10 protein-coding genes are annotated in these 12,798 nt (G+C 54.2%); 5 read left to right on the forward strand and 5 right to left on the reverse strand.

Annotated elements, in window-relative coordinates; translation table 11 throughout:
• The first annotated feature begins 204 nt into the window (after positions 1 to 204).
• Positions 205 to 3,228, forward strand: a complete 3,024-nt coding sequence (locus tag HHI26_RS18620) for an autotransporter outer membrane beta-barrel domain-containing protein (protein ID WP_171149493.1) — start codon at positions 205 to 207, stop codon at positions 3,226 to 3,228.
• A gap of 71 nt (positions 3,229 to 3,299) precedes the next feature.
• Here the strand turns inward: HHI26_RS18620 and proP are convergent, their stop codons facing one another.
• On the reverse strand, positions 3,300 to 4,805 hold the full coding sequence (proP, locus tag HHI26_RS18625) for a glycine betaine/L-proline transporter ProP (RefSeq protein ID WP_159337789.1): 1,506 nt from the start codon (positions 4,803 to 4,805) through the stop codon (positions 3,300 to 3,302).
• A gap of 429 nt (positions 4,806 to 5,234) precedes the next feature.
• Here proP and HHI26_RS18630 point away from each other — a divergent pair, with 429 nt between their 5' ends.
• Entirely contained in the window at positions 5,235 to 5,759 is a 525-nt protein-coding gene (locus HHI26_RS18630; protein ID WP_171149494.1) for a hypothetical protein, read from the forward strand.
• A 5-nt stretch (positions 5,760 to 5,764) separates the two neighbouring features.
• Here the strand turns inward: HHI26_RS18630 and HHI26_RS18635 are convergent, their stop codons facing one another.
• Positions 5,765 to 7,336, reverse strand: a complete 1,572-nt coding sequence (locus HHI26_RS18635; protein WP_133844310.1) for an EAL domain-containing protein — start codon at positions 7,334 to 7,336, stop codon at positions 5,765 to 5,767.
• Between the two features lie 48 nt (positions 7,337 to 7,384).
• Between HHI26_RS18635 and HHI26_RS18640 the strand changes: the two genes are divergently transcribed.
• Positions 7,385 to 7,606 carry a hypothetical protein gene (locus tag HHI26_RS18640; RefSeq protein WP_133844308.1) on the forward strand — a complete coding sequence of 74 codons (222 nt, stop codon included), beginning with the start codon at positions 7,385 to 7,387 and terminating at the stop codon, positions 7,604 to 7,606.
• A 38-nt stretch (positions 7,607 to 7,644) separates the two neighbouring features.
• A complete protein-coding gene (locus HHI26_RS18645) occupies positions 7,645 to 7,974 on the forward strand; it encodes a DHCW motif cupin fold protein (RefSeq protein WP_133844306.1) in 330 nt (109 codons plus the stop codon).
• Between the two features lie 52 nt (positions 7,975 to 8,026).
• On the opposite strand, the gene uxuA is transcribed toward HHI26_RS18645, so the two are convergent.
• Together uxuA and HHI26_RS18655 are read right to left on the reverse strand one after the other, a co-directional pair.
• Entirely contained in the window at positions 8,027 to 9,214 is a 1,188-nt protein-coding gene (gene uxuA / locus HHI26_RS18650; RefSeq protein ID WP_133844304.1) for a mannonate dehydratase, read from the reverse strand.
• Between the two features lie 62 nt (positions 9,215 to 9,276).
• Positions 9,277 to 10,566, reverse strand: a complete 1,290-nt coding sequence (locus tag HHI26_RS18655) for an MFS transporter (protein ID WP_133844301.1) — start codon at positions 10,564 to 10,566, stop codon at positions 9,277 to 9,279.
• A gap of 261 nt (positions 10,567 to 10,827) precedes the next feature.
• On the opposite strand from HHI26_RS18655, the gene HHI26_RS18660 reads away from it, so the two are divergent.
• Positions 10,828 to 11,514 carry a FadR/GntR family transcriptional regulator gene (locus HHI26_RS18660; RefSeq protein ID WP_133844299.1) on the forward strand — a complete coding sequence of 229 codons (687 nt, stop codon included), beginning with the start codon at positions 10,828 to 10,830 and terminating at the stop codon, positions 11,512 to 11,514.
• Positions 11,515 to 11,577: 63 nt separating this feature from the next.
• On the opposite strand, the gene HHI26_RS18665 is transcribed toward HHI26_RS18660, so the two are convergent.
• On the reverse strand, positions 11,578 to 12,615 hold the full coding sequence (locus HHI26_RS18665; protein ID WP_133844297.1) for an AI-2E family transporter: 1,038 nt from the start codon (positions 12,613 to 12,615) through the stop codon (positions 11,578 to 11,580).
• Positions 12,616 to 12,798: the final 183 nt, after the last annotated feature.

Genomic DNA, 12,798 nt, shown 5'->3' on the forward strand with positions numbered 1-12,798 from the left:
CTACAGCCTGTTTTTATTTTATTGTTTTTTATTTTTATTAGTGAGGCTTAATCGTTTTTTTTCATTTTTTATTTCGAAGAATAAAGTACTTTCCTATTGTTAATTTATGAGTTAAACCCAATGGGGAATATGATGTTGTGACGTTTAAATGGACTGTTTTGTCTTTATTGATGAGTTAAGTAATAAAGGGATTTTATGCGAAAAATGAATAAGCGATTTACCTGCAATATCGTGACGCTACTATTGTTTCCTCTGAGTGCTGCGGCAACATCACCATGGGAAGTTAACGATGGTCAGAAACTTCAGGTCAGTCAGGGAAATATGACCACGGGCAATAATCAGCCTGCGCTATCTGCCAGTGGTGAAAACAGCCACCTGGTGACGGACCCGAACCTCAACTTTATCACTTCCGGCTCTGGCTCTTACGGTGTACGGGTCGTTCAGGGGGCGCAGGCTGACATCAATAAAGCCTCCATATCTACCCAGGGAAGCTATGGCAACGGTGCCAATGTTGTTCAGGGTACGCTCAACATGGATGGAACCAATATTCATGTTACCGGGATAAATGCTTATGGTATTTCGGCCACCGGAAATTCAACGCTGAATCTCAGTAATACCCATATTACACTGGGGAACAGAATGAATGAGGGCATCGATATTGCGGGCGGAACGCTTAATGGTAATGGCCTGATATTAACGGCAAATAGCCCCACCGTGTTGAATATGATAGAAATCTCTCAACAGGCTCAGGCAACGCTAAAAGATTCCCAAATTATTCTCAATGGCCTGAGCTCCAGTTTTGGTATTCATGTTAATAACGCAACGCTGAATGCATCCGGTCTGATTATTAATGCGAGTAATCTGGGCCAGGGGATTCTGGTAGAAAAGAGCAACCAGGCCGGTTCTGCATTGACCCTGAATGACAGCAGTATCAGCACGACGGGGAGAACGGCCACCGCGATATCGACGCTAGGACAAAGTGTTCTCAATAACGTGAATATCAACACCACCGGTGATTTTGCCCATGGTGTGAGCCTGGAATATGCCGGTTCGGCGCAGGTTAACGGAGGTCATATCGAGACATCGGGTTCTGATGCTTACGGCATCTGGACAACAACCAAAGATTCCTTGCTGCAGGTGAAGGATACGGTGTTCAGCATTTCAGGTGAGAACGGTATAGCGGTGGCAGCACAGGGCGGTAAAGCATCACTCGACAATATTCAGGCCACGATCACCGGTGAGAGAGGTCGCGGTATTGTCACGGAAAGTCAGTTGGATGCAAAAAATATCAATGTGCTCACAACGGGGAACAACAGTACCGGTGTGCAGTCCAGCGGCGCAAAAGGTGATATGACGATAAGCAACTCATCGATTACCGCCACCGGAACGGGGGGGTCGGGGATGGCCGCAGCGCTCGGTGCGAAAATCAACGCCGACGGTATCAACATGACCATGAAAGGCGAAAAGAACATTGGGCTATGGTTGAGAAAGGGAACGCTCAACGTGGCGAACAGTACTATCGTCACGGCGGATGGCCCCGGATTATATACAGATGGTAACGCCCTCAGCGAGGCTGCCCTCGACAATACTCAGCTAGAGAGTGGCGGCTTCAGTGCGTTTCAAATACTGGGCAGTGCGCTGAATCTGAATCTGAGCAACGGGACGGTCGCCACCGGAGGCAATGGCAATGTGCTTGAGGCTCTGACCCTGAAAGACGCTCAGGGTGCAGATGCCCGCAACAGCCAGGTGAATCTGATGGCAGATAACGCCACCCTGAATGGCAACGTGATATCAGATTCTGTGCGTAATCAGGTCAACCTCAATCTGCAAAACGGTTCGACTCTGACCGGCATGATGAAAAATGTCAGCAGTACCCTACTGGATTCGACCAGCACCTGGAATATGACCGGGGATTCCGATCTGAATACGCTCCAGCTGGATGGCAAGGTTCTGTTTGATGGTCAGGATTTCCATACGCTGACCGTGAACAATAACCTGAGCGGCAGCGGCTATATTGGTATTCATACCCGGCTGGATGGCGACGATTCACCGAGCGATCGATTGAATGTGAAGGGCGATGCCACAGGCCATTTTACGGTAGATATCACCAATCAGGGGGGGAAAGGGGCTGAGACACACATGGGTATTCCGGTCATTAACGTGGCGGGGGAAACGAAAGATGTCACCTTTACACAATCACAACCCTTACTGGCCGGGAACTATGAGTACTTCCTCAACCCGGTCAACAGCCATGAATGGTACTTACAGTCCAGCTATAAGCCCGTGGTCGACCCCAATGCACCCGCTCCCGAGGCACCCTATCGTCCAGAGACCAGTGGTTACCTGATTGGGCCTTATCTCAATGCGGCTTATGCTTACACGGCGGCCGGAACCTACCATCAGCGTCTTGGTGCCCGTCAGGAGGGCGAGGCCGCCTGGGGCCGCATCTATGGGCGGCATGATATCTACGGAGCAGGCCAGTTTGGGTATGACAGCACCACCGCCTTTATGCAGCTGGGGGGGGATCTGTGGCGGGGGAGTGTAACGCCTGACATTCAGGCGCGTTCAGGCGTGATGGTGACCCTCGGTGATATCCACAGCAGTGCACGTGACTATGCTCGTAGCCAGCGTAGTGGCTTGTCGGTCAATACCGGTAAAATTAATACCACGGCATACAGCCTTGGGGGGTATTTCACGGCTGATAATGAGGAGGGGGCGTATCTGGATACCGTGGGTCAGGTCACCTGGTATCGTAACCACTACAAAAGTATCAACAACACCGGGCAAGGCAGCTACAGTACTCTGCTGTCGGCTGAAACGGGCGTTCCTTTTACCATCAGCGGCGAGTTTAAGCTGGAACCTCAGCTGCAACTGATGGGGCAGTATCTGCACAATGGTGAAATCCGTGCGGGTGGTGCCAAAGTCGATCGCAGCCATGACGTCATGGGGCAAGCGCGTGGTGGGGTGAGGCTGTTTTATGATGCGCAGGATGTCCAGCCCTGGGTGCAGGTTGATACGGTGCAGCGGATGGGGAAAATTCCCAGTATCGCGATGAATCAGGAGAGTCTCTCACCGGATATTCACTCCGGCTGGTGGCAGCTGGGGACGGGGATTCGCGGTCAGGTTAATCCGGCTCTCAGCCTGTACGCCGATGTGACCTACCAGCACAGCTATGGGCAGGGTGTGGAAGGCTACGGCGGGAATATAGGGATGAAATACCAGTTCTGAGTGCGTCAGGCTTGCCCGATAAAAAAGGGCCGACCGGACAGGCCGGTCAGCCCTCATCATCAGAATCAGAACTACTCGTTAATACGCGGATGCTGATCAATCAGGCGGGAGCGTTTGGCTTCCAGCTCGCTAATCTGCTCACTAATATCTTCGATTTTCTGCTCAATGTTATCGTGATGCTCCTGCAGGATCTCTTTCGCTTCAGCCATATCTGAAGCGGCAGGGGTGGCGCCACGCAGCGGCATATTGGCGGTTTCCTTCATCATAATCCCGGTCACCAGGCCAATCACTGCCACGACCATCAGGTAGTAAGCTGGCATGTAAAGATTATTGGTGGTTTCTACCAGCCAGGCCACGGCGGTTGGCGTCAGACCCGCTACCAGTACGGAGATGTTAAAGGCACTGGCCAGCGCACTGTAACGGATATGGGTCGGGAACATGGCCGGCAGGGAAGAGGCCATCACGCCAGTGAAGCTGTTCAGGATCACCGCGAGGATCAGCAGGCCGGCAAAAATCAGCCCCATCACGCCGCTGTTAATCAGCATAAAGCACGGCACCGCCATCACCAGCAGCGCGATGCTACCAATAATCACAAACGGACGACGGCCAAACTTGTCGCTCATCAGACCCATAACGGGCTGCACAAACAGCATACCCAGCATAATGGCGATGATAATCATCACGCCATGATCCTCCGAGTAGTGCAGGTTATGCGACAGGTAGCTCGGCATGTAAGTCAGCAGCATGTAGTACGTGACGTTGGTAGCAATCACCAGGCCAATACAGGCCAGCAGGCTTTTCCAGTGCTTAGTGGCGATCTCTTTGAACGAGACTTTCGGGCCATCGGCCAGGCCTTCACGGTCGCCCTGTTCCAGCTTATCTACGTGCTGCTGGAACGCTGGCGTCTCTTCCAGCGCGTGGCGCAGGTAAAGCCCGATGATGCCTAACGGCAGAGCAACAAAGAACGGAATACGCCAGCCCCACTCAAGGAAGTTTGCTTCGCCGATAATGGCTGAAATCAGCACCACCAGTCCCGCACCCAGAACGAACCCGGCGATAGAACCGAAGTCCAGCCAGCTACCCATAAAGCCGCGCTTACGGTCAGGAGAGTACTCAGCAACGAAGATCGATGCGCCGGTATACTCACCCCCGACCGAGAAGCCCTGTGCCATTTTACACAGCAGCAGCAGGATCGGCGCCCAGATACCAATTGAGGCATAGGAGGGAATTAAGCCGATACAGAAGGTACTGATCGACATAATGATGATGGTGATAGACAGGATTTTCTGGCGTCCGTACTTATCCCCCAGAGCGCCAAAGAACAAGCCACCTAATGGACGGATTAAGAAAGGAACGGAGAAGGTTGCTAAAGCGGCAATCATTTGTGTGCCGGGATCGGCGCCTGGGAAGAAAACTTGCCCCAGTGCATAGGCAACAAAGCCATAAACACCGAAATCGAACCATTCCATGGCATTGCCTAATGAGGCGGCGGTGATCGCCTTGCGTAATCTGGTATCGTCAATGATGGTAACGTCTTTTAACCCAATCGGCTTGACACGCTTCCTACGTAGCTTCATATAGAGCACCCTGTAATTTTCTGTTTTTCCTGGATAAATATCTCGCCGCTGTGGTCAGACCCGTGGTGTGATTGACCGCTCACGGGAGAAAACCAACTGCAAAATGCGCCATCGTCAGGCATTGGTATGAGCCAATACGGTACGGCAGCGCACTCTGCCAGCTATACAGTATATAGGCTCTTCGCAAGCTGACATAATTTCAGTAAGAAACCTCTTATCTGAGATGGCAAAAATCGGCGTTTCCACAGCGGTTCATTCTGCGAATTAGCACTGTGCTGGAGAATTAAATGTGAGGTGTCAGTCATCTGTAGATTAATAAGTTAAGCTTATCATTGGCTTGGTGGGAATAATCTTAAAAAATTCCTCTTTCTGCTCTTGATCGGCTGTCATCTATCAGTAATACTCGTCGCCGCCTTTTAGGGGGACGATGTGAGTCAGACCAAAAACAATAATTTCCAAAACCACTGGCTGATTATGTTGGACAGTGTTGAAGAAAATCTAAAGTATTATTGCCGTACTCACGTCTTATCCGATGGCGTTGCCAACGTGAACGGTGGCAAAACAGCGCAGACTAATGAGTGGCTTCACTGCGCCTCAAGCGTGGAAAATGTGCTGCAAACGTTGTCGCTGAACAGTGAAAATCTGGGTGAACAGGTCAAGGCACTGCGGGGAGAAGGGCTGGTATCCGGCCGGGCGTATCGTCTGATCCTGCGTTTCCAGTCATTAAGCGCGTTACTGGCTGAACGGACGGCCTCGGTGCAGGCCCGCGAACGGCATGCGGAATACCGCCAGCTGGCTGACCAGATTATGCCAACGCTGGCGCGCATTAATAAACGTGTGGCTGCCCGCCGCCAGATGCTGGATGCCTGCGGCGAGGGGGGGCAATTCGTGGCGTGCCCGGCGGACGATACCATAGACGTCGCGCTGCGCGCGGCGCAAAAGCGTCGTATTTAATCGACTCAGGGCTTGCTGCCATTGATATCGCGCTGCGCAATCCACTGCATCAGTTCCTCATTGCCCATCGGACGGGCATAGTAATAACCCTGAATGTACTCAACGCCGCGATTTTTCAGATATTCCAGCTGCATGTTACTTTCCACACCTTCTGCCACCACCTTCATCGCCAGCTTCTGCGCCAGCAGGATAATGGCATCCAGCACCGGCGTTTCGCCCTCAATCGATTCAATGGCGTTGACGAACCCCTTATCGATTTTCAGATAGTCGATCGGGAACGTTTGCAGATAGGTCAGTGAACAGTGCCCGGTACCGAAATCGTCGATAGCCACCTTCATCCCCTCACGACGCAGCTCCGACAGTTTTTTCCCGACCTCAATACCATCACGGATCAGGCTGCGTTCCGTCAGTTCCAGCGTAATGCAGGCGTTCAGATGGGCAATTTCGCGAGAGAAATGGCGCATATCGCTCACAAAGTCCGGGTGTTGCAGGTGTTCGGCAGCGAGGTTGATGCCCAGATTAAAACCGGGTGGAACCTGCCAGTCGGCACAGTCTTTGGCGACCAGCGTCAGCAGATGGCGGGTCAGCGGGATGATCATTCCTTCGTCTTCCGCGGCCGCGATAAAGATATCCGGGCGCACCCAGCTTCCGTCGGGGCGCTGCCAGCGCAGCAGCGATTCAGCCCCGGATAACTGCCCGGTCAGCTGGTTATAAACTGGCTGGTAATTCACCGTGAACTCATCATGGACAATGCCTCGGTGGATTTCGTCACGGAAGGAAGCCTTACGATTCAACCATTTATTGGTGATGACGACAAACAGCAGTGAAAGAATGATCGCCATCGGCAAGAAGGTGAACATTATCTGCCGCCAGCTTTGCAGTGCTTCAGCACGGGGGGCGGTGATGTTGATGGTAATCGGGTAACGGCTGGACTGGCTGGTATAGCTACTGGTGCCCAGAACACCCTGATAGATATACAAGGGTTTACCGCTGGAAATGCGGTAGCCACCGCCAAACTGCATGGTGATATGGTAGCCACGCTTAAGGCCGACGGCAGTCATAAAGTCGATCAGGTACTGACCATCAATGACAGCATAGGTGCCAAAGGTGGGGTCGGTTTCACGTATAAACACCACCGCAGGCCGATCTTTCACACCAAAGGTTCCCGCAACGGACCATGACCATGACGGCGCGCTTCCGACCGGGAGCGCGCCTCGTACCATTGTTTCCAGGGTTCCCCGGGTGGTGCCAAAAGCGGAGGAGCAATAGATTTCGTTACCGCGGGTGAGACCTACGGAACGGAAGTAGGGGTAGAGCGTGCCGAACTGCTGGAGCTGCAGACGAATATCCGAGCACTCACGGGGACGGAACTGCTGCAAGAGGTCGGTCATCTTCCACGCAAGATCGCTGACATTATCCGCCTGAGCAAGTAGCATAGAGGCCGTGAGCGTTTGCTGGTGGATCACCGTTTTACGGGCTTCAATAAAGGCAAAAATAAGACAGAGTACCAGTGGCAACAGCCCGGTAAGAGTCAGCCAGATATACTTTTTCTTCTTCGGCTTTGCGAGAGCTTGCAAGCGGTTCCCCTGTTAGCTGCCTGAATGGATCGCAGCGGCGGTAGATGATTGAAAAATGCCTTTTACTACCCGGTGGTTATCGGCGCACCGGGGCAATCACTAAATAAGTCCTTTTTGCTTGCGCTTATGCCTGATGTGACAGGCACACTGTGCATCAGCGTTATTATTATGCAAAAAGCGGTTGAATTCACCATCACTCATACTGAAATCTTTACCACTCCTCTTTCTTTTCCACCCGAACGGCTGGGCTTGCGGCGCGTATCCTTCTGACGTAGTTTATTTTTTTCACTACTCACGGAAGCCTGATAATGAAGATGAACGATATCCCTTTTGGCACCACGGACTGGTCAACGCTGACAGCAACGGAACATCCGGGAGAAACCGGTACGGCCTGGTGGCGGACTCAGCAGTTTGGTGAGGTTCGGGTGAGAAGGGTGGATTATACCGCCGGGTATCTGGCGGATCACTGGTGCAGCAAGGGGCATATTCTGCTGTGTCTGTCCGGTGAGCTACACACTGAGCTGGATGATGGCCGCGTGTTTACCCTGACGGCGGGGATGAGCTATCAGGTGGCGGATAACGCGGAAGCGCACCGTTCGTGGACCGACAGCGGTGCGCAGCTGTTTATTGTTGACTGATTTGTCTGCTTCACACGGCAGGTGCCTTGTTTGCACCTGCCTGAGATCGATATTATTCCGCGTTGAAGAAAATCTGTTTTAACGCTAACTCTACGCCGCGGATCTCCGCCAGCCCCTTCAGGCGACCAATCGCGGAATAACCCGGATTGGTTTTTTTATGCAGATCATCCAGCATCTGGTGTCCGTGGTCCGGGCGCAGCGGAATGGCGCGCTGGTTGCCCGCATGGCGGCGCTTCTGCTCCTCGGCCAGAATCACCTTAATCACGCCGACCATATCAACATCTCCCGCCAGGTGGGCGGCTTCGTGGAAGCTGTTCGGGTTCGCTTCGCGCTTCGTAGAACGCAGATGGGCAAAGTGAATTCGGTCGGCAAAGGTTTCCGCCATTTTTACCAGGTCGTTGTCGGCGCGTACGCCGTAAGAGCCGGTACAGAAGGTGAAACCGTTATGTACGCTGTCGACGGTCTCTTTCAGCCACTGCATATCGTCGATAGTGGACACAATGCGCGGCAGGCCGAGTATCGGACGCGGTGGATCGTCCGGGTGTACCGCCAGCACAATTCCGGCTTCTTTCGCCACCGGCACGATGGCACGCAAAAATTCGGCCATATGTTCACGCAACTGCGCTTTGTCGATGCCATCGTATTGGGATAACTGCGCCTGGAACTGTTCCAGCGTGTAACCCTCTTCTGCGCCCGGCAGCCCGGCGATAATGTTGCGCGTCAGGGTATCGATCGCTTCCTGGCTCATGGCGGCAAAACAGGCGGCGGCTTCGCGCTGTTCTTGCGCGTCATAATCCTGCTGCGCACCGGGGCGTTGCAGGATATGCAGCTCAAAGGCGGCAAAGGCAATATGGTCAAAGCGCAACGCTTTTGCCCCGTCCGGTAACGTCCAGCCGAGATCGGTACGCGTCCAGTCCAGCACCGGCATAAAGTTGTAGCACACGGTGTCGATGCCGCAGGCACCGAGATTGCGCAGTGATTGCTGATAGTTGGCGATGTACTTTTTGTAGTCGCCGCGCTGGGTTTTAATCGACTCGTGGATCGGCACACTTTCCACCACCGACCAGACTAACCCTTTCTCTGCCAGCAGAGCCTGACGAGCTTTGATCTCTTCCACCGGCCACACCTCGCCGTTAGCGATATGGTGCAGAGCGGTCACGATGCCCGTCGCACCCGCCTGGCGAGCATCATCCAGCGAAACCGGATCGTTAGGGCCGTACCAGCGCCATGTATGTTCCATACGTTCTCCTTTCGGGGCTATCTGCCTGCGATAACGCCCCTGATGTTGAATGATTTAGCTAATTAATCCGCAATCGGATCTTTCACGATAAAGAAATAAGCCAGTGCGCCTGCGAAGGTCACGCAGGAGCAGATCACCAGCGCCATATTGAACGAACCGGTGGTATCGACTACCCAGCCGGTGACAATCGGGGCGAATGAGGCACAGATAAAGCTACCGAAGTTTTGAATACTGCTGACCGAGGCCACCATGCGTGACGGTGCCATGACCTGTACCAGCCCCCAGGCGGACGTCCCGGCAAAATGCACAAAGAACAGCGCCAGACTGATAAAACCGACGGCCATGGCGGTTGAGGTGGATTGCACCACTAACAGGGTACAGGCAGCGGAACAGACCAGGCCCAGGCAGATGAGCGCCTTGCGGGTTTTCGCCAGCGCATAGCCACGGCGTGCCAGACGGTCAGCAACGGTGCCATTCACCAGCATCCCTATCGAACCAAACAGAAAGGGAATGGCGGCGACCCAGCCAGTGCTGGTCAGGCTCAGACCGCGCTCGGCCTGTAAATAACCCGGCAGCCACGAGAGATACAGCCAGCCGGTGTAGTTCACGCCGCTGAAGCCGAGGATCATTCCCCATACGGTGCGCTTCTTAAACAACGCGCCCCACTCTTTCAGCGATACGCGGGTTTTCTGTGACGGCATGGAGCCTTGATCGAGGTACTGCTGCTCCTCCGGCGTCAGGGCAAAACGGTCGCGGTTGCGATACCAGGCATACCAGCAGAGAGCAATCGCCACCCCGGCCACACCGATAATCACAAACATCATGCGCCAGCCGAAGGCCAGCATCAGCGCCACGAGGATCGGCGGGGCGAACGCCTGACCAAAGGTAGTGGAGGAGTTAAAGATCCCCATCGGCAGGCCACGTTCACGAGCATTAAACCAGTCGTTGACGACTTTAACGCCGCTCGGCATAAACGGCGCTTCGCCTATCCCCAGACCAATACGCAGCATAATGAAGTGGCTGAAACTGTTGACTGCGCCAGCCATCGCCTGCATCACCGACCAGAACAGCAGGCCGCCGCCCAGCACGATACGCGGGCCGAAGCGGTCCAGCAGCAGGCCGCTGGGCAACTGGGAAATACCGTAAGAGAGAGAAAATGCCGAGAGCAGCACGCCAAACTCGGTGGCCGACAGGCCAAGATCGTTGCGGATCGCGGCATTAGCGATCGATAACGATCCGCGATCGAGGAAGTTAATGATCCCGGCGAGGAACAGCAGCGTCAGCGAAACGGTCTGTATCCGTTTGAGGCGGCTGGATTTTTGTAAGGGTGATTCAAAGGCTGAAACCGTCATCGGTGTTCCTTGTACGGCTCAACGGCCGTTTTCTTATCAGAAAGTCACAGGTTACATTGTCTGGCCCAGTGGTCAGGCCGCTGGACCAGAGCATAAATGCGAAGGGCCTGTGGGTTCCGTGATCGCGATCGCAGCATGAGCATTTTTCCCAATACGGGATCAGGTGGTGATGCCGGATACACCGTAGGGGCGAGGCATGCCTCGCCCGGCTGTGGGGCCTTGTGATAAGCTCTGCCATCATCTTTGCCGCCTGGAACGGGTATGGAATTACCAACACTGAAAGTCGAACGCCTTTACCGGCAGATTTCTAACCTGCTGATTGGCTGCATTAAAAAGGGACAGTTTCCCGCCGGTGCCATTTTGCCGCCGGAGCGTGAGTTAGCGAAGCAGCTGGGCGTCAGTCGTTCGTCGATTCGTGAGGCTCTGATTGCTCTGGAGATTACCGGCTGGGTGGAAATTCGCACCGGCAATGGCGTTTACGTGATGAATCCGCTGCCGCAAAGCGAAGATACACCGGTTGAAGAGGAGTTCAGCCTGAAGGCGCTGATCCAGGCTCGTCAAGTCTATGAAGCGATGACGGCTGAACTGGCGGCGCGCAACGGCAGTGACGATCAGCGTGCCGAATTGCAGGAGATCACCCAGGACCTCATCCAGTTACACGTTAATGATGAGAAATTCCTGCGGGAAGATAAGCGTTTCCATTTGCTGATCGCCGAGATGACCGGGAATGAAGTGCTGCGCGATATGATGGAATATCTGTGGAACAAACGTAAAAGCTCGCGCTTTGTGCGGCTGGAGAGCCACTACGCGGAGAGCGATTTCCCGCGTGAGATGAACCAGGATCATGAAGACATTGCCCGTGCCATCATCGCCCGGGATGCCGTTCAGGCACGGGCCTGCATGGAACGCCATTTACAGCATGTGTATGACCGATTGTTTATCGAATAACACGGATTGGCATATCGGCCAGTAGGGTTTTTGTAGGGGTCGGGCATGCCCGACCCGTGAGGATTAAATTGATTTGCGCCCATTCCCCAACAGGATAGCCAGCTTGCCGCCGCCGGGGGTGGTTTCCATCAGAATTTTACAGACGCTGGTCAGTGGGACAGAGAGTAGCATTCCCACCGGGCCGAGCAGCCAGCCCCAGAATATCAGCGACAAGAACACCACCAGACTCGACAGCCCCAGCCCGCGTCCCATCACTCTGGGTTCCAGCAGATTGCCCAGCAGCATATGAATGGCGATAAACAGTGCCGCGACCAGCCCGGCTTCCAGCGGCGTGTTCAGCAACAGCGCCTGCAACACGGGGGGGATACCGGCAATCACGGGCCCGATATTAGGCACAAAGTTCAGCACGAAAGCGACCACACCCCACAGCAGCGCGAACTTCACCCCCAGGGCCAGCAGCGCCAGCCAGACCAGCACACCCGTTGCCAGACTGATCAGCGTTTTCAGTGCCAGATAGTGGGTGACCCCCTTCAGCGCCTTATGCATGCCGGCAATACGGATCTGCGGATTGACCAGCGCGTAACGTAGCTTGTACGGCAGATGATGAACCTCAAACAGCATAAAAATCACCGTCATCATCACCAGAACGATCTGCGCCATTGCCCCGGAAAACTGCCCCAGCATGGTGGTGGCGACATCCATCACTGCATTCGGGTCCAGCCGCTGTGCCAGCGACTCAGGGGAAATCATGATATGAAAACGGGCGGCAACGTGTTGCACCAGGGCCAGTTTTTGCTCCGCCTGCGCCTGAAGCTGTGGGTAGACTTCGCCAAACTCCTGCAATGACCCGGCAATCATGGCGATCAGCAGCGCCAGCCCAATCAGCACCACCACCACGACCAGACTGATAGCAACACCACGGCGCATTTTTCGCCGCATCAGCCAGCTCACCAGCGGGTTCAGCACGATGGCGAAAAACAGCGCCATCAGGAACGGCACCACGATCTCTGCCGACAGCTTGATGCCGCCCAGAATTACCACCAGCGTAGCCAGTTTTAGCAAAATATTTTGCCCGATCTTCTCCTGCGGCAATGACTTCATTGCGTCTCCGTTTTGACAATATGCGCAGCAAGTGTAGCGGCTCTGGCGCGACAGCCATTCACTTTAGGAATGGTCGTGTTTTTCCGTTGGTAACGGGCGAGGCATGCCTCGCCCCTACGGCAATGAAGTTTTGTCGGGGTCGGGCACGCGGGTGTTTCGTAGGGGGGCGGGCACGCCCGACCC

Origin of the sequence: Erwinia sp. JH02 (genome assembly GCF_013074405.1) — a bacterium.
Lineage (GTDB): Bacteria > Pseudomonadota > Gammaproteobacteria > Enterobacterales > Enterobacteriaceae > Erwinia > Erwinia rhapontici.